The sequence below is a fragment of the Armatimonadota bacterium genome, from assembly GCA_031081675.1.
GTDB lineage: Bacteria > Sysuimicrobiota > Sysuimicrobiia > Sysuimicrobiales > Kaftiobacteriaceae > Calidihabitans > Calidihabitans tengchongensis.
On sequence record JAVHLZ010000009.1, the window covers coordinates 55320 to 81665 of the forward strand.

Below are 26346 nucleotides of genomic sequence, written 5' to 3' on the forward strand. Positions count from 1 at the left end.
CGTCTAACAGTAGGAGAGTACCAGCCGGTCCGTGCCGCTGCGGCACGCCGGATCCAGGAGGGTCGCCGGTGTCCCAGCGCATCGCCGCCGCCCGGGTGGGCGTGTTCACCGAATCGGTCATCCGGGAGATGACGCGCCTGTGTCTGGAGTACGGGGGCGTCAACCTGGCCCAGGGGTTTCCCGACTTCGACCCGCCCGCCGCCCTGCTGGACGCCGCCGCGCGCGCGCTGCGGGAGGGGTACAACCAGTACGCCATCACCTGGGGCTCGCCGCGGCTGCGGCAGGCCATCGCCGCGAAGGTGGCCTGGTACAACGGGCTGGAGGTGGACCCCGAGCAGCACATCACCGTGACCTGCGGCGCCACCGAGGCCATGATGGCCACCCTCCTGGCGCTGGTGGATCCCGGGGACGAGGTGGTCATCTTCGAGCCGTTCTACGAGAACTACGGCCCCGACGCGATCCTGGCGGGCGCCACGCCGCGCTATGTGCGGCTGCACCTGGACGACCCCCAGGTGGCGTTCGACCCCGGGGAGCTGACCCGGGCGTTCTCCCGCCGCACCCGGGCCATCATCGTCAACACCCCCCACAACCCCACCGGCAAGGTCTTCACCCGCGCCGAGCTGGAGCTGATCGCCGATCTGTGCCGCCACTACGGCGCCGTGGCCGTCACCGACGAGGTGTACGAGCACCTGCTCTATGACGGCGCCACCCACGTCAGCCTGGCAGCGCTGCCGGGGATGGCCGAGCGCACGGTGACCATCAACAGCGTGAGCAAGACCTACAGCGTCACCGGGTGGCGGGTGGGGTGGGCGATCTGCCGTCACCCCGCCCTCACCACGGGGATTCGCAAGGCCCACGACTTCCTCACGGTGGGCGCCGCGGCCCCCCTGCAGGAGGCGGCGGTCACGGCCCTGGCCTTTCCCCCCACCTACTACACCGACCTGGCGGCGCTGTACCGCCGCAAGAGGGACCGCCTGCTGCAGATCCTGGAGCGGTACGGCTTCCGCTGCCTGCCTCCCCGCGGCGCCTACTACATCATGGCGGCCATCGACCGGTTCACCCCCGACGACGTGGCCTTCGCCCACACCCTGGTCAAGGAGATCGGGGTGGCCGCCGTGCCCGGCAGCAGTTTCTTCCACGAGCCCTCCCTGGGGCGCGGCTACGTCCGCTTCGCGTTTCCCAAGCGGGACGAGACCCTGGACGAGGTCGACCGCCGCCTGGCCCGACTGCCGGCCGCCGCCGGCAGCCTGTTCCGCTGACCCGTCCACCCCACCGAGGCCCGGCGCCGTGGACCCGCAGGCCCCCTCCCCGCCCCCGACGTGGGACGCCTACCGGGCCGAGTTCCCGATCCTGCGGCGGACCACGTACCTCAACACGTGTTCCCTGGGGGCCCTCTCCCTCCGGGTGGCCGACGCCGTGCAGAGGTTCCTGCGGGAGTGGCACGAGCGGGGCGCAGCGTCGTGGTACGCCCGCTGGCTGCCGGAAAGCGATCGCCTGCGGACGGTGGTGGCGGGGCTGGTGGGGGCCGATCCGGACGAGGTGGCCCTGTTCCCCTCGGTGAGCGCCGCCCTGGCGGCCGTGGCCAGCGCGTTCGATTACCGCGACCGGCCGGGGGTGGTGGCCTCGGACCTGGACTTCCCGACCACCGTGTACCAGTGGCTGGTCCGGGAATCGGAGGGGGTGCAGGTGGACGTGGTCCGCAGTCCGGACCGCCTCACGGTGCCCGTGGACGCCTACCGCCGGGCGGTGGACCGGCGCACGCAGCTGCTGGTGGCCTCCCACGTGTACTTCACCAGCGGCGCCATCCAGGATATCGCGGCGCTGGCGGAGGTGGCCCACCGGCAGGGCGCGCTGTGCCTGGTGGACGCCTACCAGGCCGTCGGCCAGCTGCCCATCGACGTGCGCGCCGCGGGCGTGGACTTCCTGGTCACCGGCGGCCTCAAGTGGCTGCTGGGCGGGCCGGGCATCGCCTTCCTGTACGCCCGGCGTGAGGTCGCCGAGCGGCTGGCTCCGCGCAGCGTGGGGTGGTTCGCCCACCGGGACCCCTTCGCCTTTGACGTCCGGACGTTCACCTATGCGGCGGGCGCCCGCCGCTTTGAGGGGGGCACGCCGTCCGTGGCGGCCGTGTACGCCGCCCGCGCCGGCGCGCAGATGGTGGCGGAGGTGGGCGTGGAGCGCATCCGGCGGCGCCAGGTGGAGCTGGTGGGCCTCCTGGTGGAGGAGGCCCGCCGGGCGGGCCTGCGCCCGCGGGTGCCGGGTGAGGTCGAGAACCTGGCCGGCATCGTCACCGTGCCCCGCGAGAATCCCTCCGCCGTGGTCGCAGCCCTCGCCCGCCAGGGCATCGTGGTGGATGCCCGCCCGGGGATCGTCCGCCTGTCGCCGTACTTCTACAACACGCCCGACGAGTGCGCGCAGGTGGTGCGGGCCCTCTCCGACCTGGACCGCGCCGGCATCCGATGAGCCGGATGTCAGGGGTCCCCGATCGCGCCCCGCCCGCCGGAGCCACCGTGCACCTGGTCCGCCACGGGATGCACGACTGGCTGCTGCCGGGCCGCAACCGCCTGGCCGGCCGGCTGCCGGGCGTGCACCTCAACCGGCAGGGCAGGGAGGAGGCGGAGCGCCTGGCCGCCCGGCTCAGGGGGGAGCCGCTGGCGTGGGTGGCCAGCAGCCCCCTGGAACGCACCCTGGAGACGGCCGAGATCATCGCCCGTCCCCACGGCCTGGCCGTGGTCCCGGACCCGCGGCTGCTGGAGTGGGCGTTCGGCCCCTGGGAGGGGATGGAGATCGACGCCATCCGCCGGGCCGACCCGCGCCGGTGGGAGCTGTGGCGGCAGGCGCCCGACCTGTTCTCCCTGGCCGGCGCCGAGACGCTTCAGGAGGTGGCCGAGCGGATGGAAGCCGCCTACCGGGAGTGGGCCGGCCGGGGCGGGGTGGGGGTGATGGTGTCCCACCAGGACCCCCTGGCCGCCCTGCTGTGCCGGCTGGTCGGCGCCCCCCTGCGGGCGATGCGGGCGCTGGAGGTGCCCACGGGAGCGCTGGCCACATGCCGGGAGACGCCCTGGGGCACCGTGCTGGTGCGCCTCAACCCCGGATTCCCGACGAGCGTGGAAACGTGGAAGGTCGAGGGCAAATGACCACCACCAGCAGTCGTGACCCTTTTCCCTCTTCCTCTTCCCTTTTCCCTCTTACGCCAGAAAACTCGTCATCAGCCGCTGCTCGAGTTCCTTGTGGACCTCGGAGAGGTCCTTGACCGTGTCCACCGCCCGCCAGTAGGCCCGGGATTTGAACGCCGCCAGCCGGCGCTCGCTGGCCAGGCGGGGGAAGGTGGAGTCCTCGTGGTCCCCCTGGTCGGGCAGCAGCGGCTCAATCTCCCGGGCCAGCACGTAGATGCCGGCGTTCACCCAGTAGGGCAGTTCCGGCTTCTCGTGAAAGGCCACAATGCGGTCTTCGTCGTCCACCTCCACGATCCCGTAGGGGCTGATGAAGGGGGTGAGGACCACGGTGGCCACGCACCCGCTGGCCCGGTGGGTCTGGAGGAGGGGTTTGATCCGCACATTGGTGATGATGTCGCCGTTGGTGGCCAGGCAGATGTCCTCGCCCTCGCCCACCAGGCCCAGGGCCATCTTCAGGGCGCCCCCCCGACCCAGGGGCTGCGACTCCACCGCGTAGCGGATCCGCACCCCCCACTTCTCGCCGGTCCCGAAGTAGTCCTGGATCACCTCATGGCGGTAGCCGCAGGCGATGATGATGTCGGTAACGCCCTGGGTCTGCAGCCACTGGAGCTGGTAGCCGAGGATCGGGACACCCAGGACCTCCACCATGGGCTTGGGCCGGTCCGACGTGAATGGCCGCAGCCTCTCGCCCTTGCCTCCCGCCAGGATGATGGCGTACATTGCGTCACCTCCGGACGGCCCGTCCTGCGGCGGGCCGCAGTGCTTTGACAGCGCCGACACCTGCCAGTATAATCCATTCGAGCCGACTCCCGTCCCGGCTGCGGGGCGGGAGTCTCTGTGTGGCCGGCCAGGGCCGGTCCGATCCCGATATCGGTGGAGCCGTCATGAAAGCCCCCCGGGGCATGCACGACATCCTGCCCGACGAGACCCCCCGCTGGCAGGCGCTGGAAGCCCTCATCCGGGAGTTTGCGGCCCGCTATGGCTACCGGGAGATCCGCACCCCGCCGGTGGAACACACCGAGGTGTTCCTGCGGACCGCGGGGGAGACGTCGGACATCGTGGAGCACGAAATGTACACCTTCACCGACCGCGGCGGGCGCAGCCTCACCCTGCGGCCGGAGGGAACCGCCGGGGTGGTCCGCGCCTACCTGGAGCACGGGATGGCCTCCTGGCCCCAGCCTGTGCGCCTGTACTACATCGCGCCCATGTTCCGCTACGACCGGCCCCAGAAGGGCCGCTACCGGCTGCACCACCAGTTCGGCGCCGAGGTGCTGGGCTCGGCCTCGCCCCTGGCCGACGTCGAGGTCCTCAGCCTGCCCATCCGGCTGGTCCAGGCCCTCGGGCTGACCGAGGTGGTGGTCCGCCTGAACAGCGTCGGCGATCCGGCCTGCCGCCCTGCCTACGTGGAGCGGCTGCGCGAGTACCTCCGCCCGCACCGGGACCGCCTGTGCGACGACTGCCGGCGCCGCCTGGAGGTCAACCCCCTGCGGGTCCTGGAGTGCCGCCAGGCGGGCTGCCAGGCGGTGGCCCGCGACGCCCCCCGCATCACCGACCACCTCTGCCCTGACTGCCGCGCCCACTTCGAGCAGGTCAAGGAGCTGTTCGGCCTGCTGCAGATTCCCTACGTCGAAGATCCCTTCATCGTCCGGGGGCTGGACTACTACACCCGCACCGCCGCCGAGGTGCACTCGGGCCGTCTGGGAGGAGCCCAGCACCAGGTCCTGGGCGGGGGACGCTACGACGGGCTGGCCCAGCAGCTGGGCGGACCCCCGGTGCCGGGGGTGGGGTTCGGCCTGGGGCTGGAGCGGCTGCTGCTGGTCCTGGAAGCAGAGGGTCTGGAGGTCCCCCGCGCCGCCGCCGCGGACGGGGTGGACGTGTACGTGGCCGCGGTGGGCGACGCGGCCGGACGGGAAGCGTTCCGGCTGCTGGACCGGCTGCGCACGGCGGGGCTGCGGGCGATGGGCGATGTGGGGGAGAGGGGGCTGCGGGCTCAGATGAAACAGGCCGACCGGGTGGGCGCCCGGTTCGCCGTCATCCTGGGCGACCAGGAGCTGGCGGAGCGGCGCGCCGGCGTCCGCGACATGCGCGCCGGCGCCCAGCAGGACGTGCCCCTGGACGATCTGGTGGCCCACCTGATGGCCGCCCGGCAGGCGCCATGACCGTGAACGCCCCGACCCTGCCCCGGGTCCTGATCCGCGACCTGCGCCAGCACGTGGGCCGGACGGTGCGCGTCTGCGGATGGGTACGGGCCATCCGGGACCAGAAGCGCGTCCAGTTCCTGATCCTCCGGGACCACACGGGGCTGGCCCAGGTGACCGTGGAGCGCTCTGTGGAGCACGCCGCCCTCAATGCCGCCATCAGCGGCCTGACCCGCGAGTCGGCGGTGGCGGTGGTCGGGGTGGTGGAGGAGAACCCCATCGTCAAACTGGGCGGGGTGGAGATCCGCCTGCGGGACCTGACGGTCCACGGCCTGGCCGACCGGATCCTGCCCCTCGATCCTTCGGGGGCGGAGGAGCCCAACCCCGACGTCCGCCTGAACTGGCGCTTTCTGGACCTGCGCCGCCCCGAGAACCTGCTCATCTTCCAGGTGCAGACGGTGGTGGAGCACGCCATGCGCGAGTACTGGATCCGGGAGGGGTTCCTGGAGATCCACTCGCCCAAACTCATGGGCAGCGCCAGCGAGTCCGGGGCGGAGCTGTTCGAGCTGTCGTACTTCGGCCGGCCGGCGTACCTGGCCCAGTCCCCCCAGTTCTACAAGCAGATGGCCATGGCGGCCGGCTTCGACCGCGTGTTCGAGATCGGGCCGGCCTTCCGGGCCGACCCGTCGTTCACTCCCCGCCACGCCACCGAGTTCACCAGCGTGGACGTGGAGATGTCCTGGATCGACTCCCACGAGGACGTCATGGCGTTCGAGGAGCGGTGGCTGCAGTACGTCCTGCAGGTCACCCGCGACCGCCTGGGGGAGGCCATCCACCGGACCTTCGGCGTGGAGGTGGTGGTGCCGTCGGTCCCGTTTCCCCGCATCCCCCTGGAGGAGGCCCTGCGCATCGTGGCCCGCCGCGGCCACACCCCCCAGCGGCCCGACCTGGACCCCGCGGGGGAACGACTGCTGGGGGAGTACGCCGTGCGGGAGCTGGGACACCCCTTTGTCTTCGTCACCGACTACCCGGCCGAGGTCCGGCCTTTCTACCACATGCGCCACCCCGACCGGCCATCCCTGACCCGGAGCTTCGACCTCCTGTGGAACGGCGTGGAGGTCACCACCGGCGCTCAGCGGGAGCACCGCTACGAGATCCTGGTGGCCCAGGCCCGGGAGAAGGGCCTCAGCCTGGAGCCGCTGCAGTTCTACCTGGACTTCTTCCGCTACGGCTGCCCGCCCCACGGGGGGTTCGGGTTCGGCCTGGCGCGCATGCTGATGATCCTGCTGGGCCAGCCCAGCATCCGGGAGGTCACGTTCATCTACCGCGGGCCCACCAGGCTGTATCCGTAGGGAAAAGGGAAGAGGGAAGAAGGAAGAGGGAAGAAGGAAGAGGGGAAGTGCCTTCAGCCTTCGACCTTCAACGTCCAACCTTCAACGTAGTTCCCCCCGGGGCGGGGCTTGCGCCCGGGGGGCGCCGGGGGTACGATACGGGTGGACGCGGGGTCCTGCCGTGCGCGTGTGGGTCACACGTTCCGACCCAACACTCATGACACCGGGAGCCCGCCTCTGACCGTGGACGACAGGCCTCCCGCCCCGGTGGGCGGCTTGGGGACGTCGGAAGCGGCCAGGAGGGCACCCACCTGTTGAGAGACAGGATCGGGAACGGCGACCCGACGGCACGGCGGGAGGATGGGGCGAGGGGGACGCGGCGGTGGCCACGTCCCCCTCGCGGTCTTCCAGGATGAGGCCTTACTTCTCGCTGCCGAGGATGGCCTCCTTGGCCACCTTGCTGATGCGGAAGCGGACGACCCTCTTGGCGGGGATGCGGATCGGTTCGCCGGTCTGCGGATTGCGCCCCATGCGCGCCTTCCGGTTCACCACCACCAGCTTCCCCAGTCCGGGGAGGGTGAACGAGTTCTTCGCCTCGCGGTAGGCCAGCTGGGCCAGCTCGTCCAGAAACGCCATGGCGGTCTTGCGGGGGACGTCCAGCTTGTCGGCCAGATACTCGGCGATCTTGGCCTTGGTCATCGACTTGGGCATGCGCACCCCTCCTGACTCAGTGTCGGTCACCCGCGTCCAGTCCGGATGCGGGATTTCCGCACCCCGCCTGATTTTCCTGCCCCCGGCCCCGGCCCCGGGCGCGGCCGGGCGGGGTGTGCTACGATCACTGGCGGGGTGAGGCCGGTGGAGCTGTTCCGGCAGGACGAGCGGGACCGGGTACCGGCGGACGCGCCCCTGGCCGCCCGGATGCGTCCCCGCACCCTGGACGAGTTCGTGGGGCAGGAGCACCTGGTGGGCCCGGGCCGGGTCCTGCGGGAGGCCATCGAGCGGGACGCACTCACCTCCCTGATCCTGTACGGCCCCCCCGGCACCGGCAAGACCTCCCTGGCCCACATCATCGCCCGGGCCACCCGCTCGGAGGTCGAGCAGGTCAACGCCGTCACCGCCGGCGTGGCCGATCTCAAGGAGGTCATCGCCCGCGCCCGCGACCGCCGGGCGCTGTACGGCCGGCGCACCATCCTGTTCATCGACGAGATTCACCGCTTCAACAAGGCCCAGCAGGACGTGCTGCTTCCCCACGTGGAAGACGGCACCGTCATCCTCATCGGGGCCACCACCGAGAACCCCTTCTACGAGGTCACCCCGACCCTGGTGTCGCGCTCCCGGGTTCTCCGGCTGGAGCCGCTCTCGGAGGACCACATCCGCACCCTGCTGCTTCGGGCGGTGCGGGATTCCGAACGCGGGCTGGGCGCCCTGCGGGTGGAGGTGGATGACGACGCCCTGTCCCACCTGGCGGCCGCCAGCAACGGCGACGCCCGGGTGGCCCTCAACGCCCTGGAGGTTGCGGCGCTGGCGACGCCGCCCGACGCCCGGGGGGTGCGCCGCGTCACCCTGCGGGCCGCCCAGGACGCCACCCAGCACCGGGCTCTGGTGTACGACCGCGAGGGTGACGCCCACTACGACCACATCTCGGCGTTCATCAAGAGCCTGCGCGGCTCCGACCCCGACGCGGCGGTGTACTGGCTGGCCCGCATGCTGGCGGCGGGGGAGGACCCCCGGTTCATCGCCCGGCGCATGGTGATCCACGCCGCCGAAGACGTGGGCCTGGCCGATCCCCTCGCGCTGGTGGTGGCCACGGCGGCGGCGCATGCGGTGGAGTTCGTGGGCCTGCCGGAGGCCCAGATTCCCATGGCCGAGGCGGCCATCTACATCGCCACCGCCCCCAAGAGCAACGCCGTCGTCCGCGCCATCGGCGCGGCGATGCGGGACGTACGCGAGCGCCGCGCCGAGCCCGTGCCCGTCCACCTGCGGGACAGCAGTCACCCCCAGGCAGCCCGGGTTCTGGGTCACGGCCACGGCTACCAGTACCCCCACGACCACCCGGAGGGTTTCGTGCCGCAGACCTACATGCCCGAGGCCGTCGCCGGCCGCACCTACTACGAACCGACGTCCCGGGGGTATGAGGCCGAGGTGCGCCGCCGCCTGCAGGCCTGGTGGAAGGGCCTGAAGTCCTACGCCCCCGAGTGAGCCTCGCATCGCCTCCGTCCGAAGCGACTGCCAGACCACGACAAAGATCCGGGATCCGAGAGCCTCTCCCTCGGACCCCGTGGTCGCGTGTCCGCGCTTTCGCGCACCGTCGTTTGCGCGTATGATAGGGTCGCCATGGGTCGGTGGGTCGTCGCCATGAGCGGCGGCGTGGACAGTTCGGTGGCGGCCGCGCTGCTGGCGGCCCAGGGCCACGAGGTGGTGGGGGTGACCCTGAACCTGTGGCCCGCGTGGCTGCCCGAGCCCGACGACGCCTTTCGGGCCTGCTGCGGGGTCGCGGCCGTGGAGGACGCCCGGGCGGTCGCCCGCCGCCTGGGCATCCGCCACTATGTCCTCAACATGCGCGAGGAGTTCGAGAGGGAGGTCATCGCCCGCTTCGCCGACGAGTACGCCCGCGGCCGCACCCCCAACCCCTGCATCGCCTGCAACCAGGCCATCAAGTTCTCCCTGCTGCTGGCCCGGGCCGAGGCCCTGGGGATGGACGGTGTCGCCACCGGCCACTACGCCCGGGTGGATCGCGACCCGTCCACCGGCCGCTACGTGCTCCGGCGGGGGCGCGACCCCCGCAAGGATCAGTCCTACGTGCTGTACGGCCTCACCCAGGCCCAGCTGGCCCGGGTGCGCTTCCCCCTGGGAGAGATGACCAAGGAGCAGACCCGGTCCCTGGCCCGGCAGTTCGGCCTGCCCGTCGCCGACAAGCCCGACAGCCAGGAGATCTGCTTCGTCCCCCGGGGGTCGTACGCCGAGGTGGTGGGGAGGCTGCGGCCCCAGGCGCTGCACCCCGGACCGATCGTGGATACGTCCGGGCGCGTGGTGGGCCAGCACCGGGGCATCGGGCGGTACACGGTGGGCCAGCGGCGAGGCCTGGGCGTCGCCGGGGGGCCGGCGCGCTACGTGGTCGCCATCGACGCCTCGCGCAACGCCGTGGTGGTGGGAGGGCCCGACGACCTCCAGGCGGACGGGCTGGTGGCCTCCGACGTCAACTGGGTGGCGGTGGAGGGCCTGGATGCTCCGCGGCGCGTGGAAGTCCGGGTGCGCCACGGCGGCCAGGACATCACTGCGGAGGCCGTCCCCGGCCCTGAGGCGGGGCAGGTGACCGTGCGCTTCAGCCGGCCGCAGCGCGCCCCCTCGCCCGGTCAGGCGGCGGTCTTCTACGACGGGGACATCGTCCTGGGCGGGGGCACCATCGACACCGTGCACCTCCGCGCCGCCCTGCCTGTCTAGACGTCTGTCCGTGGCCGGGGCCGGGCACCCCAGTCATCGCGAGCGCGTCCGGGGGTCCGCGGGAGCCCCGCCGATTCAACGGTGCTGACGCTGCGTCGCCTGACCTGCGTGGCCATCCTGGCGGCCGTCGAGGTCGCCGCGGTGGGCCCGGCCGGCCTGGCCGGCCCGCCCGCGGACCTCGCCGGCGTCCTCGTCCGGGAGACCGCCGTCCTGATCCGCGACCACGCCCTGTCCCCGCCCCCCGAGCACGCGGTCCTGGCCCAGGCGCTGGCCGCCGCCAGCCGCTCCCTGCCCGCCGGCCCGTCGCGGACCCAGCCGCCTGGTCTGAGCGGAGATCCCGAACGGGACCTCGACGCGGTGGCCGCCTACGTCCAGGCCGTGGTGACCCTGGCTCCCCGGGATGCGGAACGGATCCTGGCGGCGGTCCTGCGGGCGATGGTCCGGACCGCGGACGACGCTCAGGGCGCTGTCTTTCCCCCGTCCGAGTTCGCCCTGTACATGCGGGACCTCCGCGGGGAGACCAGCGGCGTGGGCGTCCAGGTGGAGAGGGTCGGCGGAGAGATCACGGTCCTGGACGTCACGCCCGGGGGTCCCGCGGACCGGGCCGGCATCCGCCCCGGGGACGTCCTGATGGCGGTGGACGACAGGCCCACCGCCTCCGAGACCGCCGACCAGACGGCCGCCCGGCTTCGCGGGCCGGCGGGGAGCTCCGTGGTGGTGACGGTGCGGACCGGGCCTGCCGAGCCCCGGGTCGTCGCGCTGCGGCGGGAGGTGGTGCGGGAGGCGCCGGTGCGCTGGCGCATGGTCGACAGCCGCATCGGCTACCTGCGCCTGCTGGAGTTCACCGAAGGGGCGGGGGTCGACACCGACCGGGCGCTGCTGCGCCTGCTGGCCGCCGGGGCCAATGGGGTGATCGTGGACCTGCGGGACAATTCCGGGGGATGGCTGGATGAGGCGGTGGCGGTGGCCAGCCTCTTTCTCGCCGATGGCATCGTGGCCATGGAGCACAGCCGCGACGCCCTCACCCCGCTGCCGGTGACGCCCGGGGCCCGGCGGTTCGCGGGTCCTGTGGTGGTGCTGGTCAACCTGTTTTCGGCCAGCGCCGCGGAGATCGTGGCGGGGGCCCTGCAGGACGAGGGCGTGCCGCTGGTGGGCTCCCGGACATTCGGCAAATCCACCGTCCAGACCATCTTTCCCCTCCGCGACGGGTGGGGAGTGCGCCTGACCACCGCCCGATACTACACCCGCCGGGGCCGGTCCATTGACCGGGAGGGCCTGACCCCCGATGTTCCGGTGCCCATGGGCGATGCGCCCATCGGCAGCCCCCGGGATCTTCCGGCCGAGCGGGCGCTGGTGGTGCTGCGGGCCATCCTGGCGGGGAGGCGGGGGCCGTGACGCTGCGGGAGGGCGCCGAGGCGGTGGTCCGGGCCCTGCGGGCCGCCGGCCACCGGGCCTACTGGGTGGGCGGGTGCGTCCGCGACCTCCTCATGGGGCGGGAGCCTCACGACTACGACGTGGCCACCGACGCCCCGCCCCAGGCGGTGGCGGCGCTGTTCCCGCAGGTGCACCTGGTCGGCGCCCGGTTCGGCGTGGTGGTGGTGACCCTGGACAGCCACCGCTACGAGGTCGCCACCTTCCGCGCCGAAGGCCCCTACGCCGACGGCCGCCATCCCACCCGGGTGGAATTCGCCGATCCCCGGACCGACGTGGAGCGGCGCGACTTCACCATCAACGGTCTGCTCTACGACCCGCTCACCGGCGAGGTGGTCGACCACGTGGGCGGGCGGGCCGACATCGCCCGGCGCCTCGTCCGCACCATCGGCCCCCCCGAGGCGCGATTCGACGAGGACCGGTTGCGCATGCTGCGGGCCGTGCGGCTGGCGGCGGAGCTGGGGTTTGACCTGGAGGAACAGACCCGGCAGGCCATCGCGGCCCGGGCGCCCCAGATCACCCAGGTCAGCTGGGAGCGCATCCGCGACGAACTGGTGCGCCTGCTCACGAGCCCCGGCCGGGGCAGGGGGGTGCGGCTGCTGCAGGAAACCGGACTGCTGCGGGCCGTGCTGCCGGAGGTGGCCGCGACGGTCGGGGTCCCCCAGCCGCCCGAGTTCCACCCGGAAGGCGATGTGTTCACCCACACCGTCCTGACCGTGGAGCACCTCACCGACCCTTCCCCGGTCCTGGCGCTGGCGGCGCTGCTCCACGACATCGGCAAGCCGCCGACCCTGACCCGCACCGACCGCATCCGGTTTCACGAGCACGACCGGGTGGGGGCGGAGCTGGCCGAGGGCGTGTGCCGCCGCCTCCGGCTCTCCGCGGACGACACCGCCCGGGTGGTGGAGCTGGTGCGCGAGCACCTGCGGGTCCGGGACCTGCCGCGCATGCGCCCGGCCCGGGCCGCCCGCTTCCTGCTGGCCCCCGCAGCGGCCGACCACCTGGAGCTGCACCGCGCCGACTGCCTGGCCAGTCACGGCGACCTGAGCGTGTACCGGTGGGCCGTGCAGGCCCGCCAGCGCCTGCTCGCCCGCCCGGCCGGACCGCGGCTGCTGACGGGAGACGACCTGATCGCCCTGGGCTACCCTCCGGGGCCCCGGTTCCGGGAGATCCTGGACGCGGTGGAGGACGCCCGCCTGGAGGGCCGCATCGCCACGCGGGAGGAGGCGGTGGAGTTCGTCCGGCGGATGTTTCCCCTCTCCGCCCCGGCGGGACATCCTGTGCAGGCGCCGCCCGCGGGGGACGGAGGAGGACAGGGCGGACGCGCAGGGAACTGACTGGAGGGTGATGCCGGCGTGACCGAACTGGGAACCGTGTACCTGTTCCTGACGCTGCTGGTCCTGTTTGTCGTCATCGGGGCTCTGCTGCCCCGCTACCTGCCCGGTCTGATCCGCCTGCTGGATACCACCGTGCTCAAGGAGGAACAGGGATCCGACGGGCGCTCGGACGCGCACTGACGCTGGCGCACCCGCGGCGCCCCCCTCGGATCTGCGCCATCACGCGATCTACGCAATCTGCGCGATCCGCCCGATTCAATCTGCTCAATCTGCCCAATCTGCTCAATCTGCTCGATCTACAGTGTGCTCGATCTGCCCGATCTGCGCGATCTCCGCACCCCGCCCCGTCCGGCGGTTCAACGCTCTCACGTTCCAGCGCCGTCACTCCGAGCGGACGGGGGCGCCCGCCGGCTCGCTCCGCACCACGAACTCCTGCTCCAGCCGCCGCAGCCGGGCCACGATCCCGCCGTACTCCAGCTCGGACATGGGCAGCATCGCCGGTCCGAAGAACCCCTGCCGCCGCATCTCCATCGCCTTGGCGGCAATCCGATCCCGGACCGCGTGCCAGAAGGGGTCGGCGAACAGGTCGGTCGGGCCGGTGAGGCGTCCCTCGTGGATCGAAAAGCCGAGCCCGCAGACCATCGGGCAGCAGAAGAAGGTGGAGGCGGGCGTGTTCATGGGGACGGGCATCAGGGGCAGGTTGTGGCTGCCGCGGGTGTCGCCGGCCACGTAGGGACCCAGGGCGAACGCCGGCCCCAGCTCCTCGGTGGCGGGAAAGATCTTTTGCACCCGGACCACTGCGCAGGGGTCGTCCTTGCCCACGTACCGGCCGGCGATGTTCCGCAGACGCGACGTGCTCACCGCCGCCGCCTGCTCGCCCGGGTAGGCCCGCGACCAGATGGACTCGATCACGTACCGGTGCGTGTCCCGCAGCAGGGCCGCGATGTCGTACAGCCGTTCGGGGGCGTCCAGGGTGATCAGCCGGTCCCCGGCCGTGTGGTCGACGTCCATGATCCGGAAGGTGAACCCCGGGTGCAGGGGCTCCGAGAGCAGCAGGCCCGATGAGTACATGGGATCGGCAAACACCAGGTACAGGGGCAGGTTGAAGGCGCCGGGCTCGGTCTTGTCCGCCGTGAGGATGACCACGGCCTCGTTGGGGCGCTCCTCACACTCGATCTCGGCCGACCCCGGCCCCAGCCCTCGCACGTTGCCGGAGAAGGCGTCCTTGAGCAGGTCCTGCCCGGCCCCGTACAGCCCCTGCCGTCGGGCCACCTCGGTGGCGGCCCGGAAGGCATCCCAGGCCAGCTGGTGGATGTCGGGATGGTCCACGCCCCGCGTATGGGTCATGACGACGGCGATGTCGTCCCCGGTGTGGTAGACGAACGCGTCGATGAGGAGCCGGCCGCGCTCGCGCATCACCCGGTCCCGCACCTCCCCCAGGACTTCGTCGCTGGGCAGGGTGTGTCCGCCGATGGCGCCGATGTCCGCCTTGATCACGCTCACCGTCAGCCGCATGCCTCCCGCCTCCCCCCGTACTGCGCCGGCGCGTCGCGGATTCGGGGCCATTGTAGCACCGGGGGTTCAGAGAGGAAAACCTCCGCGCGGAGTCGAACAGGCATGCGAACGACGGGAACGGTGCCCTGTCTCCCCCCGCAGGTCCGCGCCGTACCCTGACCAGCGCAGCGGGGAACACGGTGGCGGGGGTTCGGGTGGCAGGGGTGCGTGTGGAGCGGACGCCCGATCGCGTGGCGGCGACGGTGACGGTGCTCCACGGAGAGGCCGGGCTGACGGCGCGCGCGGAGCGCCCTCCCGGAGAACTGGCGGGCGTATGGGCGGCGGCCGAGGCGACCGCCGCGGCGCTCGGCCAGATCCTGCCGGCGGGTGTGGCCGCCACGCTGCGGCGGGTGGTGGTGCAGCAGGTCGCGGCGGGGCCCCTGGTGGTCGTCCACCTGGCGGTGGAGACGGGCCGGGGCGCGGAGAACCTGGTGGGCGCGGCCCTGGGACGGGGCGGTCCCCTGGAGGACGCGGCGGCCGCGGCGGTGGTGGACGCGGTGGAGCGGCGCCTGGAGTGGTACCTCCGGCAGCAGACGGGGCCGGCAGCCGGTCGGTGAGGACGGACGCGCACGCGGCGGCCCGGTTCGAGGACGCCGCCGGGCGCGGGAGGACGGCGTGACCGAGACAGGATCCGCCCGGGTCATCGCGCTGGTCAACCAGAAGGGCGGCTGCGCGAAGACGACCACGGCCGTGAACCTCGCGGCCTGCCTTGCCGTGAGCGGGCGGCGGACCCTGGTCATCGACCTGGATCCCCAGGCCAATGCCACCGTCAGCCTGGGGGTGGATCCGGCCGGCCTGGAGCGCACCGTCTATCACGTGCTGGTGGGAAGCGATGACGAGGGGGCGGAGGTCACTCTGCCCCAGGTCATCGTGCCCACCACCGTGGACAACCTCTTTCTGGCCCCCTCCTCCATCGACCTGGCCGCGGCGGAGCTGGAGCTGGCCCCGCGGATCGGCCGGGAGAACTCCCTGCGCAGGCGCCTGGGGCCGGTCCTGGGAGACTACGCCTACATCTTCGTGGACACGCCGCCCAGCCTGGGCCTGCTGACCCTCAACGCCCTGGTCGCGAGCGATGAGGTGATCATCCCCATTCAGACCCACTACTACGCCTTGCTGGGGATGCGTCAGCTGCTGCGCACCCTGAAGATGGTGCGGGAAGAGGTGGGCCACCACGTGGAGATCCTGGGAGTTCTGCCCACCATGTATGACGCCCGCACCAACATCAGCCGTGAGATCCTGCAGGGCATCAAGGACTTCTTCGGGGACAAGGTGTTCCAGACGTCGATCCACTTCAATATCAAACTGGTCGAGTCGTCCATGGTGGGCGTTCCCCTGTTCGTCCACAACCCCTCGTCCCGGGGCGCCCAGGAGTACATGGAACTGGCCCGGGAGGTCGTGCGACTACATGAGGAAAGAGCGCGAGGAGCTGCGGCGCGGCATTAGGGCCTTCATTCAGGATGCCTCGGTGGAGCTGGCCGAGCTGACGTCCCCGGCCCCGGACCCCGGCGGGGAGCCTGCCGCCCGGGAGGGCGCCTCCCGGGCCCCGGACCGGCCCCTGCTCCGCCTGGTGCAGCCTCCGGCGGCGCCGCCCGCCCCGGAGGCGGCGCCGGGCCCCGGCCCCATGACCCTGCACCCCCGCCGGGGGGTGTGCGCCGCCTACCTGGTCAACCCCCGGTGCTGGGAGATCCCCGACGCCTTCTGCAACCAGGCCCTGCACGTCTGCCGGCTGCGGGAGTGCCCCATCTACGGCCTGCACCAGGAGGAGCTGGAGCGCCGCTTCGCAGCGAAGTTCAAGCACCTCTGGTGACCTCCGCCGCCCCGCCGGATCCCACGTTCCCACGTGGTGACGTTCCGACGTTCTAGTCTCCCGCTCCACCCTCTCGGGGATCCAGTTCCAGGTCCAGGATCTGCCTGAGGTCGTCCACCCACGCCCACACGGGGAGCCCCCGCGCCTCCACGGCCGACCGCTTCGGTCCCACCCCGATGAAGGGCACGCCGGCCCGCACGGCGGCCTCGGCGTCGATCCATGCGTCCCCGATCATGTAGGCCCGCCGCACACCGGGCAGGCGCCGGAGGACGGAGACGATGCCGCCTCCGCCGGGCTTGAGGTCGGGGACGTCATCGCGGGTGGCCACCACGTCGAAGTACTCCAGCAGCCCCAGAGCAGCCAGCCTCTCCCGCAACCCCCGGCCGCTGGTATTGGTCAGCAGCGCCAGCCGATAGCCCCTCGCCCGCAGGGCTGCCAGGACCTCCCGGGCTCCGGGGGCGACCGCGGCCCGGGCCAGCCCGTCCGCCTCGGCGGCACCGATCACCTCCCACATCCGCGGGCCCAGGCCCGGGTCGGCCTGCTCGCCCACCCGCACCAGATCCGGCAGCGACAGCGCCATCAGGTCCTCCCGCGCCCCGGCCCGCACCCCCGCCTGCTCCAGCAGGTCGATCAGGCGGCGGCGGACGGCCAGGAAGTCGGTCGGGGAGAGGATGAGGGTATTGTCCAGGTCGAAGATGAGAGCAACATCGCCCGCCGGAGGCATCCCGACCAAGGGTTTGGCGGGCGCGGGGGAAACCCTTTCCCGGACCCGGGAGGAGATGCGGATGCCGGTCGAAGGCGACCTTGCCCCCGACTTCACCCTGCCGGACGACCAGGGCCGGCCGGTGCGGCTGTCGGCCCTCCGCGGCCGCCCGGTGGTCCTGTGGTTCTACGTCCGGGACTTCACGCCCGGCTGAACCCAGGAAGCCACCGCGTTCCGTGACGACTACGCGGCCTATCAGACGCTGGGAGCGGAGGTCCTGGGCATCAGCACCGACAGCGTGGCCACCCACGCCCGGTGGAAGGCCAAACTGGGCATCCCGTATCCGCTGCTGGCCGACACCGACCACGAGGTGGCCCGCCTGTACGGGGTGTGGACCCGCAAGTCCCTGATGGGCAAGACGTACTGGGGGGTGGCGCGGACCACGTTCATCATCGACCGGGACGGTCGGATCGCCCGGGTCTTTCCCAACGTCAAGATCGCCGGCCACTCCCGGGAGGTGCTGGAGGCGCTCAGGGAGCTCGCCTAGCCGTTCCCCGGGCCGGAGGCGGCGTTGCCTGCCCCCCGGTCTCGTGCTATACTGAGACCGTCGCGCGCACGCGCGACCGATTCGGGCATGCGGGAAGCCCCCGCCTGGGGGCGCGGTGAGTGGGTGACGGTGGGACCCACTCTTTTTTATGGCGAGGACGCCCCGGGCACCGGGGGGGGACGGAGAGGCGATGACGCGGGAAGAGATCGTGGCGCAGGTCGAGCAGATGCTGCGGCCGATCGTGGCCCGGCTGGGCCTGGAGACGGTCGAGGTCTCCCTGTCCGGCGAGGGTGCGCGCACGGTCCTGAAGGTCCTGGTGGACCGACCGGAGGGGGGCATCACCGTCGAGGAGTGCGCCCGGGTCAACGAGATGCTGGGCCGCCAGCTGGACCTGGTCGACCTCTTCGACCACCCCTACACCCTGGAAGTCTCCTCCCCGGGCCTGGACCGGCCGCTGCGCACCGACGCCGATTTCCGCCGGTACGCGGGCCGCAAGGCCGAGGTGAAGACGGCGCAACCCGTGGAGGGCGGGAAGGTCCTCCGGGGGGTCCTGCTGGGCGTGATCGGGGACGACGTGGTTCTCCAGGTGCGCGGCCGGCAGGTGCGGGTGCCGAAGGCGCAGATCGTCCAGGCCCGCCTGGTGGTGGACCTGGACGACCTGCGGGCCGACCTGAGGGCGTAGGCGGCGGGGTGATGTCATGAACGCGGAACTGATGAAGGCTCTGGAGCAGATCGAGGAAGAGAAGGGCATCAGCAAAGAGGTCATCATCGAGGCCATCGAGGCCGCGCTGCTGTCGGCCTACAAGAAGAACTACGGCGCCTCGGCCCAGAACATGCGCATCGAGCTGGACCGGGAGACCGGAGAGATGCGGGCGTACCAGATCCGCACCGTGGTGGAGACGGTGGAGGACGAGCACACCCAGATCTCCCTGGCGGAGGTCCAGCAGTGGGACCCCACGGCCAAGGTGGGCGACGTGGTGGAGGTGGAGGTGACGCCCAAGGACTTCGGGCGCATCGCGGCCCAGACGGCCAAGCAGGTGGTCGTCCAGCGCCTGCGGGAAGCCGAGCGGGATCTGGTCTACAAGGAGTTCCGGGACCGGGAGGGCGACATCGTCACCGGCACCGTGCAGCGGATCGAGCGCCGGAACGTCTACCTGGACCTGGGGCGCATCGAGGCCGTGCTGCCGCCCACCGAACAGATCCCCCGGGAGAGCTACCGGCAGAACGAGCGCATCAAGGCCTACGTGGTGGAGGTGCGCCAGGGAACCCGCGGACCCCAGATCGTGGTCTCCCGCACCCACCCCGGCCTGCTCAAGCGGCTGTTCGAACTGGAGGTGCCGGAGATCTACGAGGGCATCGTGGAGATCAAGGCCATCGCCCGGGAGGCCGGCGCCCGCAGCAAGATCGCCGTGGCCTCCCGGGACAAGAACGTGGACGCCGTGGGCGCCTGCGTGGGCCCCAAAGGGTCCCGGGTCCAGGCCATCGTGGACGAGCTGAAGGGGGAGAAGATCGACATCGTGCCCTGGCACCCCGACCCCGCCCAGTTCGTCGCCGGCGCCCTCAGCCCCGCCAAGGTGTCGCGGGTGGAGATCGACGAGGAGACCAAGACGGCGCTGGTCATCGTGCCCGACACCCAGCTGTCCCTGGCCATCGGGCGCGAGGGACAGAACGCGCGGCTGGCGGCCAAGCTGACCGGCTGGCGCATCGACATCAAGAGCGAGAGCCAGATCAAGGAGATCGAGGCCCGCAAGCTCTTCGTGGACCTGCCCGAGGAGGAGGCCGCCCCGGTGGGGGCGGAGGGATCGTCTCCCCCGACCGATGCCGGCGCCCGCACAGAGGTGCCGGCGCCTTCGGTCGGCGCGGCCGGCCAGCCGACTGGATCTGCGACGGGGACGACCGATGCCTAAGTCGCGCACCATTCCCACCCGGATGTGCGTGGCCTGCCGCACCGCGCGCCCCAAGAGGGATCTGGTGCGGGTGGTGCGCACCCCGTCGGGAGCCGTCGTGGTCGATCCCACCGGCAAGCTGGCCGGGCGCGGGGCGTACGTGTGCCCGTCGGTGGACTGCGCCCGCTCCGGCGTGCGCGAGGGCCGCCTGGCCCATGCGCTGCAGGCGCCCCTGCCGGAGGGGCTGGAGGCGGATCTGCTGCGGGTGGTGGAGAGCGTACTGGCCGCCCGGGCCGGGGCCGATCGCCCCAAGGTGATCCGGATTCCGGCGGCCGGCCGCCGGGCCACCACGTAGCGGATCCGGGAGGAGGGCGCGACAGGATGCGAGTGCACGAGCTGGCCAGGGAACTGGGCATGACCAGCAAGGCCCTGATGGACCTGCTGGCCAGCATGAACATCCAGGTCAAAAGTCACAGCAGCTCCCTGGACGCAGCCACGGTGGAGCGGGTGCGCCGGCGGGTCAAAGGCCAGCCTGAGACCAAGCCGGCTCCCGCCCCCGCCCGGGAGGCCCGAACGCCCACGGGGGAGAGGATCCTGGGGCTGCGCAAGATCACGCCGCCTCCTCCGCCGCCCCCGCCGGAGCCCGCGGCCGCGCCCCCGCAGCCCGAACCGGTGACTCCCGCTCCGGAGCCCCGGCCGGCCCCGCCGGCACCTGCGCCGGAACCGGTAGCCGCACGTCCGGTCGAGCCGCGCCCCGCCCCGCCCGCAGGGCCGGAGGCGGCTCCGCCGGCCCGACCCGCCAGGCCCGCTCCCGCCGCTCCGCCGGCCGCAGGGCCCGCCAAACCCGCGGCGAAGGAAACGCGCCCGGTCATCCGACCGGCGGCCGCGGCCCCTCCACGGGTGTCTCCGCGCCCGCCGGTGCCACCGCGCAAGGAGGCTCCCCCGCGCCCGGCCGTGCCGCGCCCGCCGGTGGAACCGCCTCCGGTCCCGCCGCCTCCTCCAGTGGCGCCGGCTCCGGCGCCGGTCACAGCGCCCAAGGAGCGCCCTCCCAAGGTCAAGGAGCGCATTCCCCCGCCGCCTCCTCCAGAGCCGGCCGCGCCTCCCGTGGTGGCTCCGGAGGTGGAGCTCACCGGCCCGGTGACCGTCGGCGAACTGGCGTCAAAGCTGGGCGTGCCGGCCGGCGAGGTGATCAAACGGCTGCTGGAACAGGGAGTGCTCGCCGGGATCAACCAGCAGATCTCCCTGGAGGTCGCCACCCGGGTGGCCGAGTCGCTGGGGTCGCGCGTCCGCCGTCCCGAGCCGGCGCCCGCCGCGGCCGCTCCGGGGGCCCGCCGACTGGAGGTGAGCCGCGACGCCACGGCTCCGCCTCGGCCGCCGGTCGTCACCATCATGGGACACGTGGACCACGGCAAGACGTCGCTGCTGGATGCCATCCGACAGACCGATGTGGCGGCCCGGGAAGTGGGCGGCATCACCCAGCACATCGGCGCCTCCACGGTGGACGTGGACGGCCGCCGGATCGTCTTCATCGACACGCCTGGCCACGAGGCCTTCACCACCCTGCGCGCGCGGGGCGCCCAGGTCACCGATATCGCCGTGCTGGTGGTGGCCGCCGACGACGGCGTCATGCCGCAGACCGTCGAAGCCCTCAACCACGCCCGGGCGGCCGGCGTGCCGGTGGTGGTGGCGATCAACAAGATCGACCTGCCCCAGGCCAACGTGGACCGGGTGAAGCAGCAGCTCAGCGAGCTGGGCCTGGTGCCCGAGGACTGGGGCGGCGACACCGTGGTGGTGCCGGTGTCCGCCCGCACCCGCCAGGGGATCCGGGACCTGCTGGAGATGCTCCTCCTGGTCGCCGACCTGCAGGACCTGCGGGCGCCGGTGGACCGGCCGGCCCGGGGAACCATCATCGAGGCGCGCCTGGACCGGGGGCGCGGCCCGGTAGCCACGGTCCTGGTCCAGGAGGGCACCCTGCGGGTGGGTGACGCGGTGGTGGCCGGGACCACCGCCGGCCGCGTGCGCGCCATGACCGACGCCCGGGGCGAGCGGCTGCAGGAGGCCACGCCCGGCACCCCGGTGGAGGTGGTAGGCCTGGACGACGTGCCCACGGCCGGCGACCTGCTGGAGGTGGTCCGCGACGAGCGCCTGGCTCGCGCCATCGTCGAGGAGCGCCGCGAGCGGCGCCGCGCCGCCGAAGCGGCGGTGGCGCCTCCGGAAGAAGCGCCCGCCGAGGGCGGTCCCCGCGAGCTGCGGGTCATCGTCAAGGCCGACACCCACGGGTCGGTGGAGGCCCTGCTCCAGTCGCTGCCCCGCCTGGCCACCCCGGAGGTGGGCGTGCGGGTGCTCCACGCGGCGGTGGGAAACGTCACCGAGTCGGACGTCATGCTGGCGGCGGCCAGCCGGGCGCTCATCGTGGGCTTCAACGTCCGCCCGGACCCGCCCGTGCGCAAGGTCGCCGAACAGGAGCGGGTGGAGATCGTCACCCACCGCATCATCTACGAGGCCCTGGACGACCTGCGCCAGCGCATCCGCGGCCTGCTGGCGCCGCGGCGGCGGGAGGTGGTCCTGGGGCGGGCCGAGGTCCGCCAGACCTTCACCATCTCCCGGGTGGGCACGGTCGCCGGCTGCTACGTGGCGTCGGGGGTGGTGACCCGCGGCGCCGCCGTCCGGGTCGTCCGGGACGGGGTGGTCGTGCACGACGGCCGCATCGCGTCCCTGCGCCGCTTCAAGGAGGATGTGCGCGAGGTGACCGAAGGGTTCGAGTGCGGCATCGCCCTGGAGCGGTTCGGCGACATCAAGGTCGGAGACATCCTGGAAGCCTACGAGGTCCGCGAAGAGCCGGCCTAGGGGGGAGGGGCCCGGGCCGGAAAGCGGGACGGCGCGGTCCGTCCCGGGACAGACATGGTCATCGGCGTGTTGCAGGTCGAGCTCACCCTGCCGGCCAGCCACAGCCTCAAGGACAAGCGCCGGCTGGTGAAGAGCCTGCTGGACCGGCTCCACAACGAGTTCAACGTGGCCGCCGCCGAGGTGGACGCCCAGGACGATCACCGCCACGCCCACCTGGCGGTCACGTGCGTGAGTACCGACGCCCGCCACGCCAACCGGATCCTGTCGCGGATCATGGAGGTGGTGGAGCGGGAGTCGGAGATGATCGTGGTGCGCTACGAGATGGAGTTGCGGTGATGAGGCCGGCCACAGATCCCCATCCCGCGGGTTGAGGGCCCATGTCCCACCGTCCCGACAAGGTCAGGGAGTTCATCCGCGAGCAGGTCAGCGACATCCTCCACCATCAGGTCAAGGACCCGCGCATCGGGTTCGTGTCGGTGACCGAGGTGGAGATCAGTCCCGACCTGCGCCACGCCCGGGTCTTCGTCAGCGTCCTGGGCGACGAGCAGGCCAAGGCCCAGACCATGGCCGGCCTGCACAGCGCGGCGGGCTTTGTGCGGGGCGAACTGGGCCGTCGGCTGCAGATGCGCTTTGTGCCCGAGATCACCTTCCGGCTGGACGAGTCCATCGAGCGCGGGACCCGGGTCGTGTCTCTGATCCGCCGGCTGAGCGGTCCCCCCGACGGGAAGGAGGCCCATGAGCACCCTGGCGGCGCAGATCGCGACGACGCTGCGGGCCAGTCGTGACGTCCTCGTGATCTGCCACGTCGATCCCGACGGCGACTGCCTGGGGTCGGCCCTGGCCCTCGGGCTGGCCCTGACCCGGGTGGGTGTACCGGCCCGAGTCGGCAGCGCCGACGGAGTGCCCGAGCCGTTCCGCGCGCTGCCCGGCGCGTCCGCGGTGGTCACCACCCCGCCGCCCGGGCCCTGGGACGCGGCCGTGGCAGTGGAGTGCAGTTCGCCCGACCGGGCCGGCGCGTTCGCGGAGGTGCTGGCCCGCGCGCGGGTGGTGGTCAACGTTGACCACCACCTCACCAACACCGGCTACGGCCACCTGGTATACCTCGACCCGTCCGCCGCGGCGGTCGGGGAGATGGTGGCCGAGATCATCCGGGCCCTGGGCGTCCCGCTGGACCGGGAGATCGCCCAGGCCCTGCTCACCGCCGTGGTGACCGACACCGGCGCGTTCCGCTACCCGAATACCTCCCCGCAGACGCTGCGGCTGGCCGCCGAGCTGATGGAGGCGGGTGGCTCGGTGGCGGAGATCGTCGAGCGCGTGTACGAGACGCGCACGGCGGCGGGCCTGCGGCTGCTGGGCCTGGCCCTGGCGAGCCTGCGGGTCTCGCCCGACGGCCGCGTGGCGTGGACCACGGTCACCCCCGCCATGCTGGCGCAGGCCGGGGCGGCGCCGGAGGACACCACGGGCATCGTGGGGGTGCTCCGGCAGATCCGGGGGGTGAAGGTGGCGCTCCTGTTCGAGCAGACCCCCGACGGCGTGCGGGTCGGCATCCGCTCCCGGGACGGGGTGCGCTCCCACGTGATCGCCGAGGCGTTCGGCGGAGGGGGGCACCCGGGGGCGGCCGGATTCACGGCCGCGGGCCGGCTGGAGGAGGTGGTGGCCGCCACCCTGGCCGAAGTCGAGCGCGAACTGCGCCGCGATGGCGCCGACGTCCCCGCCGGCCCGGCCTCCGCGCCCGCCCGGGAGGCGGAGCAGACGGGGTGAGGATCGGCCTGGTTGCCTGCCGCCTATGACCGGACCTGCTCCTGCCCTGTCGGTGGACGGCATCCTGGTGGTCTGCAAACCCGTGGGCATGACCTCCCACGACGTGGTGGACGCCGTCCGGGACCTCGCCGGCACCCGTCGGGTGGGCCATACGGGCACCCTGGACCCCGGCGCCGCCGGCGTTCTGGTTCTGGCCATCAACCGCGCCACCCGGGTCGCCGAATTCCTGGCGGAGGCCGACAAGACCTACCGGGTGGAGGTGACCTTCGGCCGCTCCACCGATACGGGCGACATCTACGGGCGCACGGTGCGCGAGACCCACCCGGCGACCGTCACCGCCGAGCAGGTGGAAGACGCCCTCCCGCTGTACCTGGGCGAGATCGAGCAGGTCCCTCCCATGGCCTCGGCGGTCCGGGTGGGCGGGCGGCGACTGTATGAGCTGGCCCGCCGCGGGCAGACCGTCCAGCCGCCGGCCCGCCGGGTGCGGATCTACCGGCTGGAGCTGCGGGAGTTCATCCCCGGCGATCCGCCGCGCGCCATCCTGGATGTGGCGTGCTCCAAGGGCACGTACGTGCGACGGTTGTGCACCGATCTCGGCGAGACGCTGGGGTGCGGCGCCGTCGCCTCCTTCATGGTGCGCACGCGGGTGGGGCGGTACGAGCTGGCGCACAGCCACACCCTCGAAGAGCTCCAGGAGGCCGCCTCCGGCGGCCGGCTGGCCCAGCTCATCCTGCCGGTGGACGACGCGCTGGCCGACTACCCGGCGGTGGACCTGCTGCCTCTCCAGCGGCGGGCCGCGGTGCACGGGCAGGCCATCCCCCTGTTCCGCATTCCCCACTGGCAGCGGCTGGCGGGGGCGCGGGTGGTGCGGTTGCGGGACTCCCACGGCCTGGTGGCCCTGGCCCGGGTGGAGGACGGCCTGCTGAAACCATTCAAGGTGCTGCGGGAGTCCTGAATGGAGGTTGTCCACGGCCTGCAGGACATCCCGACCGCGCGGCGGCCCCTGGTGGTGGCCCTGGGCACGTTCGACGGCGTCCACCGGGGGCACCAGGCGCTGATCGCCGCCGCCCGCCGGCGCGCGGATGCGCTGGGGGGATCGTGCGCCGTCGTGACGTTTGATCCGCACCCCCAGAAGGTGCTGCATCCTCAGACGGGCGCGATCCTGCTGACCACCCTGGATGAGCGTCTCGCCCTGCTGGCCGACCTGGGCGTGGACCTGGTGGTGGTGGTGCGGTTTGACGACGCCCTGCGGCAGACCCCCCCCGACCGGTGGGTGCGGATGCTGGTGGAGCGGTTGCGCATGGCTGAGGTGGTGTGCGGCCCCGACTACACCTTCGGCCGCGATCGGGCCGGAGACGTGGGGATGCTGCGGGTGCTGGGAGCGCAGCTGGGCTTCCGGGTGGAGGTCGCCGATCCCGTGGTGATTGACGGCGAGCGGGTCAGCAGCTCCCGGATCCGGGACCTGCTGCGCGAGGGGCGGGTGACCGACGCGGCGCGCCTTCTGGGATGGTGGTATGCGGTGACCGGGCGCGTGATCCGGGGGGATGGCCGCGGCCGGCAGCTGGGGTTTCCCACCGTGAACCTGGAGGTGGCGCCGGACAAGCTCCTGCCCGCCCCGGGCATCTACGCGGGCACCTGCCGCACCCCCCAGGGAATCCACCCCGCGGCCATCAGCCTGGGCACGCGCCCGACGTTCGGGCCCGGCAGGCTCCAGGTGGAAGGGTACCTGCTGGGGTTTGAAGGAGACCTCTACGACCGCACGGTGAGCCTGGCGGTCGCGGCGCGCCTGCGGGATGAAGAGGCGTTTCCCACCGTCGAGGCCCTGGTGGCCCAGATGGCCGCCGACGTGAGCGCCGTGCCCGCGGCCCTGGCCCGGGCGGCTGCCGCCGCCGGCCTGCCCGCCCTGTCCCCGGAGGCGGTCCGGGAGCCATCGGGCCGGGACGCGCCCGAGCCCCCGGACCCGCCCTGAGGGCGTCCGGCGCATTGCTGGCGGCGGGCGCCCGTGCTAGGATAGAGCACGGTCGATGGCTGGGAGGTCCGTACCCCCGGCGGCCCCTCGGCTTTTTGATTTTTGGCTCCGGCAGGAGGTGCAGGGGTGGCAGTCACCCGCGAGAGCAAGCAGGCCATCGTGAGCCGGTTCCGCCGGCACGACGCCGACACCGGTTCGCCGGAAGTGCAGATCGCCCTGCTCACCGAGCGGATCAACAAGCTCACCGAGCACCTCGCCGTGCACAAGAAGGACCTGCACTCCCGGCGTGGGCTGCTGAAGATGGTCAGCCAGCGCCGCCGGCTGCTGGACTACCTGATGCGCACCGATGTGGAGCGGTACCGGGCGATCGTGGACGCCCTCGGCCTGCGCCGGTGAGAGGACGACCCGGTGGCGCGGACGG

At 72.5% G+C, this 26346-nt stretch carries 28 protein-coding genes and 1 other RNA gene; 25 read left to right on the top strand and 4 right to left on the bottom strand.

What is annotated here, in order from left to right; translation table 11 throughout:
• The first annotated feature begins 68 nt into the window (after nucleotides 1–68).
• From RB150_05065 to RB150_05075, 3 genes are read left to right on the top strand one after another with little or no spacing between them, the layout of a single operon-like run.
• Entirely contained in the window at nucleotides 69–1259 is a 1191-nt protein-coding gene (locus tag RB150_05065; protein MDQ7819903.1) for an aminotransferase class I/II-fold pyridoxal phosphate-dependent enzyme, read from the top strand.
• A gap of 28 nt (nucleotides 1260–1287) precedes the next feature.
• Complete coding sequence (locus RB150_05070) at nucleotides 1288–2460, top strand: aminotransferase class V-fold PLP-dependent enzyme (protein ID MDQ7819904.1); 1173 nt, start codon at nucleotides 1288–1290, stop codon at nucleotides 2458–2460.
• A gap of 47 nt (nucleotides 2461–2507) precedes the next feature.
• A complete protein-coding gene (locus RB150_05075; GenBank protein MDQ7819905.1) occupies nucleotides 2508–3134 on the top strand; it encodes a histidine phosphatase family protein in 627 nt (208 codons plus the stop codon).
• 51 nt (nucleotides 3135–3185) lie between these two features.
• Here RB150_05075 and RB150_05080 read toward each other — a convergent pair whose 3' ends face one another.
• Entirely contained in the window at nucleotides 3186–3893 is a 708-nt protein-coding gene (locus RB150_05080; protein MDQ7819906.1) for a nucleotidyltransferase family protein, read from the bottom strand.
• A 164-nt stretch (nucleotides 3894–4057) separates the two neighbouring features.
• Here RB150_05080 and hisS point away from each other — a divergent pair, with 164 nt between their 5' ends.
• The 3 genes from hisS (at nucleotide 4058) to ssrS (ending at nucleotide 7000) form a co-directional block, all read left to right on the top strand.
• Nucleotides 4058–5332 (top strand): histidine--tRNA ligase, encoded by a 1275-nt coding sequence (gene hisS / locus RB150_05085; GenBank protein ID MDQ7819907.1) that lies wholly within the window; start codon nucleotides 4058–4060, stop codon nucleotides 5330–5332.
• Nucleotides 5329–6663 (top strand): aspartate--tRNA(Asn) ligase, encoded by a 1335-nt coding sequence (gene aspS, locus RB150_05090; GenBank protein MDQ7819908.1) that lies wholly within the window; start codon nucleotides 5329–5331, stop codon nucleotides 6661–6663. Before hisS ends, aspS begins: the two co-directional genes overlap by 4 nt.
• 153 nt (nucleotides 6664–6816) lie before the next feature.
• Nucleotides 6817–7000: non-coding RNA, 6S RNA (gene ssrS / locus RB150_05095), on the top strand.
• A gap of 62 nt (nucleotides 7001–7062) precedes the next feature.
• Here the strand turns inward: ssrS and RB150_05100 are convergent.
• Nucleotides 7063–7353 (bottom strand): HU family DNA-binding protein, encoded by a 291-nt coding sequence (locus RB150_05100; protein ID MDQ7819909.1) that lies wholly within the window; start codon nucleotides 7351–7353, stop codon nucleotides 7063–7065.
• Nucleotides 7354–7497: 144 nt separating this feature from the next.
• Here RB150_05100 and RB150_05105 point away from each other — a divergent pair, with 144 nt between their 5' ends.
• The 5 genes from RB150_05105 to RB150_05125 all read left to right on the top strand — a co-directional run bounded on the left by RB150_05105 (nucleotide 7498) and on the right by RB150_05125 (nucleotide 13031).
• Entirely contained in the window at nucleotides 7498–8841 is a 1344-nt protein-coding gene (locus RB150_05105) for a replication-associated recombination protein A (protein ID MDQ7819910.1), read from the top strand.
• A 135-nt stretch (nucleotides 8842–8976) separates the two neighbouring features.
• The gene (mnmA, locus tag RB150_05110) at nucleotides 8977–10083 is read left to right on the top strand and encodes a tRNA 2-thiouridine(34) synthase MnmA (GenBank protein MDQ7819911.1); all 1107 of its coding nucleotides are present in this window, start codon (nucleotides 8977–8979) and stop codon (nucleotides 10081–10083) included.
• An 81-nt stretch (nucleotides 10084–10164) separates the two neighbouring features.
• Nucleotides 10165–11478, top strand: a complete 1314-nt coding sequence (locus tag RB150_05115) for a S41 family peptidase (GenBank protein MDQ7819912.1) — start codon at nucleotides 10165–10167, stop codon at nucleotides 11476–11478.
• Complete coding sequence (locus RB150_05120; protein ID MDQ7819913.1) at nucleotides 11475–12851, top strand: CCA tRNA nucleotidyltransferase; 1377 nt, start codon at nucleotides 11475–11477, stop codon at nucleotides 12849–12851. The genes RB150_05115 and RB150_05120 overlap by 4 nt, the downstream gene beginning before the upstream one ends.
• Before the next feature lie 18 nt (nucleotides 12852–12869).
• Nucleotides 12870–13031, top strand: a complete 162-nt coding sequence (locus RB150_05125) for a hypothetical protein (GenBank protein ID MDQ7819914.1) — start codon at nucleotides 12870–12872, stop codon at nucleotides 13029–13031.
• Between the two features lie 201 nt (nucleotides 13032–13232).
• Here the strand turns inward: RB150_05125 and fbp are convergent, their stop codons facing one another.
• Nucleotides 13233–14366 carry a fructose-1,6-bisphosphate aldolase/phosphatase gene (fbp, locus tag RB150_05130; GenBank protein MDQ7819915.1) on the bottom strand — a complete coding sequence of 378 codons (1134 nt, stop codon included), beginning with the start codon at nucleotides 14364–14366 and terminating at the stop codon, nucleotides 13233–13235.
• Between the two features lie 203 nt (nucleotides 14367–14569).
• Here fbp and RB150_05135 point away from each other — a divergent pair, with 203 nt between their 5' ends.
• From RB150_05135 to RB150_05145, 3 genes are read left to right on the top strand one after another with little or no spacing between them, the layout of a single operon-like run.
• A complete protein-coding gene (locus RB150_05135; protein ID MDQ7819916.1) occupies nucleotides 14570–14962 on the top strand; it encodes a hypothetical protein in 393 nt (130 codons plus the stop codon).
• Between the two features lie 58 nt (nucleotides 14963–15020).
• Complete coding sequence (locus RB150_05140; GenBank protein ID MDQ7819917.1) at nucleotides 15021–15848, top strand: ParA family protein; 828 nt, start codon at nucleotides 15021–15023, stop codon at nucleotides 15846–15848.
• Nucleotides 15811–16212, top strand: a complete 402-nt coding sequence (locus RB150_05145) for a hypothetical protein (GenBank protein ID MDQ7819918.1) — start codon at nucleotides 15811–15813, stop codon at nucleotides 16210–16212. Before RB150_05140 ends, RB150_05145 begins: the two co-directional genes overlap by 38 nt.
• Before the next feature lie 52 nt (nucleotides 16213–16264).
• Here RB150_05145 and RB150_05150 read toward each other — a convergent pair whose 3' ends face one another.
• On the bottom strand, nucleotides 16265–16936 hold the full coding sequence (locus RB150_05150) for an HAD-IA family hydrolase (protein MDQ7819919.1): 672 nt from the start codon (nucleotides 16934–16936) through the stop codon (nucleotides 16265–16267).
• A gap of 61 nt (nucleotides 16937–16997) precedes the next feature.
• Here RB150_05150 and bcp point away from each other — a divergent pair, with 61 nt between their 5' ends.
• The 11 genes from bcp (at nucleotide 16998) to rpsO (ending at nucleotide 26321) form a co-directional block, all read left to right on the top strand.
• Nucleotides 16998–17462 carry a thioredoxin-dependent thiol peroxidase gene (bcp, locus tag RB150_05155; protein ID MDQ7819920.1) on the top strand — a complete coding sequence of 155 codons (465 nt, stop codon included), beginning with the start codon at nucleotides 16998–17000 and terminating at the stop codon, nucleotides 17460–17462.
• A gap of 190 nt (nucleotides 17463–17652) precedes the next feature.
• Nucleotides 17653–18144: a ribosome maturation factor RimP gene (gene rimP, locus RB150_05160; protein MDQ7819921.1), complete on the top strand. Its 492-nt coding sequence runs from the start codon at nucleotides 17653–17655 to the stop codon at nucleotides 18142–18144.
• A gap of 16 nt (nucleotides 18145–18160) precedes the next feature.
• Nucleotides 18161–19369 carry a transcription termination factor NusA gene (gene nusA / locus RB150_05165; protein MDQ7819922.1) on the top strand — a complete coding sequence of 403 codons (1209 nt, stop codon included), beginning with the start codon at nucleotides 18161–18163 and terminating at the stop codon, nucleotides 19367–19369.
• A complete protein-coding gene (locus tag RB150_05170) occupies nucleotides 19362–19703 on the top strand; it encodes a YlxR family protein (GenBank protein ID MDQ7819923.1) in 342 nt (113 codons plus the stop codon). Before nusA ends, RB150_05170 begins: the two co-directional genes overlap by 8 nt.
• Nucleotides 19704–19729: 26 nt before the next feature.
• The gene (infB, locus tag RB150_05175) at nucleotides 19730–22195 is read left to right on the top strand and encodes a translation initiation factor IF-2 (protein MDQ7819924.1); all 2466 of its coding nucleotides are present in this window, start codon (nucleotides 19730–19732) and stop codon (nucleotides 22193–22195) included.
• A 54-nt stretch (nucleotides 22196–22249) separates the two neighbouring features.
• Nucleotides 22250–22531, top strand: coding sequence for a DUF503 domain-containing protein (locus RB150_05180; GenBank protein MDQ7819925.1), 282 nt, complete (start codon nucleotides 22250–22252; stop codon nucleotides 22529–22531).
• 41 nt (nucleotides 22532–22572) lie between these two features.
• Nucleotides 22573–22980: a 30S ribosome-binding factor RbfA gene (rbfA, locus tag RB150_05185; GenBank protein MDQ7819926.1), complete on the top strand. Its 408-nt coding sequence runs from the start codon at nucleotides 22573–22575 to the stop codon at nucleotides 22978–22980.
• A complete protein-coding gene (locus RB150_05190) occupies nucleotides 22931–23956 on the top strand; it encodes a bifunctional oligoribonuclease/PAP phosphatase NrnA (GenBank protein ID MDQ7819927.1) in 1026 nt (341 codons plus the stop codon). Before rbfA ends, RB150_05190 begins: the two co-directional genes overlap by 50 nt.
• A 25-nt stretch (nucleotides 23957–23981) precedes the next feature.
• Nucleotides 23982–24911, top strand: a complete 930-nt coding sequence (truB, locus tag RB150_05195) for a tRNA pseudouridine(55) synthase TruB (protein MDQ7819928.1) — start codon at nucleotides 23982–23984, stop codon at nucleotides 24909–24911.
• A complete protein-coding gene (locus RB150_05200) occupies nucleotides 24912–25925 on the top strand; it encodes a bifunctional riboflavin kinase/FAD synthetase (GenBank protein ID MDQ7819929.1) in 1014 nt (337 codons plus the stop codon).
• A 126-nt stretch (nucleotides 25926–26051) separates the two neighbouring features.
• A complete protein-coding gene (gene rpsO / locus RB150_05205; protein ID MDQ7819930.1) occupies nucleotides 26052–26321 on the top strand; it encodes a 30S ribosomal protein S15 in 270 nt (89 codons plus the stop codon).
• Nucleotides 26322–26346: the final 25 nt, after the last annotated feature.

What these genes read in the sequence shown, in the direction of transcription:
- RB150_05080 (MDQ7819906.1), bottom strand. Translation starts at nt 3,893, where the DNA reads ATGTACGCCATCATCCTGGCGGGAGGCAAGGGCGAGAGGCTGCGGCCA.
- hisS (MDQ7819907.1), top strand. Translation starts at nt 4,058, where the DNA reads ATGAAAGCCCCCCGGGGCATGCACGACATCCTGCCCGACGAGACCCCC.
- aspS (MDQ7819908.1), top strand. Translation starts at nt 5,329, where the DNA reads ATGACCGTGAACGCCCCGACCCTGCCCCGGGTCCTGATCCGCGACCTG.
- RB150_05100 (MDQ7819909.1), bottom strand. Translation starts at nt 7,353, where the DNA reads ATGCCCAAGTCGATGACCAAGGCCAAGATCGCCGAGTATCTGGCCGAC.
- mnmA (MDQ7819911.1), top strand. Translation starts at nt 8,977, where the DNA reads ATGGGTCGGTGGGTCGTCGCCATGAGCGGCGGCGTGGACAGTTCGGTG.
- fbp (MDQ7819915.1), bottom strand. Translation starts at nt 14,366, where the DNA reads ATGCGGCTGACGGTGAGCGTGATCAAGGCGGACATCGGCGCCATCGGC.
- RB150_05145 (MDQ7819918.1), top strand. Translation starts at nt 15,811, where the DNA reads ATGAGGAAAGAGCGCGAGGAGCTGCGGCGCGGCATTAGGGCCTTCATT.
- RB150_05150 (MDQ7819919.1), bottom strand. Translation starts at nt 16,936, where the DNA reads ATGCCTCCGGCGGGCGATGTTGCTCTCATCTTCGACCTGGACAATACC.
- rimP (MDQ7819921.1), top strand. Translation starts at nt 17,653, where the DNA reads ATGACGCGGGAAGAGATCGTGGCGCAGGTCGAGCAGATGCTGCGGCCG.
- nusA (MDQ7819922.1), top strand. Translation starts at nt 18,161, where the DNA reads ATGAACGCGGAACTGATGAAGGCTCTGGAGCAGATCGAGGAAGAGAAG.
- RB150_05170 (MDQ7819923.1), top strand. Translation starts at nt 19,362, where the DNA reads ATGCCTAAGTCGCGCACCATTCCCACCCGGATGTGCGTGGCCTGCCGC.
- infB (MDQ7819924.1), top strand. Translation starts at nt 19,730, where the DNA reads ATGCGAGTGCACGAGCTGGCCAGGGAACTGGGCATGACCAGCAAGGCC.
- RB150_05180 (MDQ7819925.1), top strand. Translation starts at nt 22,250, where the DNA reads ATGGTCATCGGCGTGTTGCAGGTCGAGCTCACCCTGCCGGCCAGCCAC.
- rbfA (MDQ7819926.1), top strand. Translation starts at nt 22,573, where the DNA reads ATGTCCCACCGTCCCGACAAGGTCAGGGAGTTCATCCGCGAGCAGGTC.
- RB150_05190 (MDQ7819927.1), top strand. Translation starts at nt 22,931, where the DNA reads ATGAGCACCCTGGCGGCGCAGATCGCGACGACGCTGCGGGCCAGTCGT.
- truB (MDQ7819928.1), top strand. Translation starts at nt 23,982, where the DNA reads ATGACCGGACCTGCTCCTGCCCTGTCGGTGGACGGCATCCTGGTGGTC.
- RB150_05200 (MDQ7819929.1), top strand. Translation starts at nt 24,912, where the DNA reads ATGGAGGTTGTCCACGGCCTGCAGGACATCCCGACCGCGCGGCGGCCC.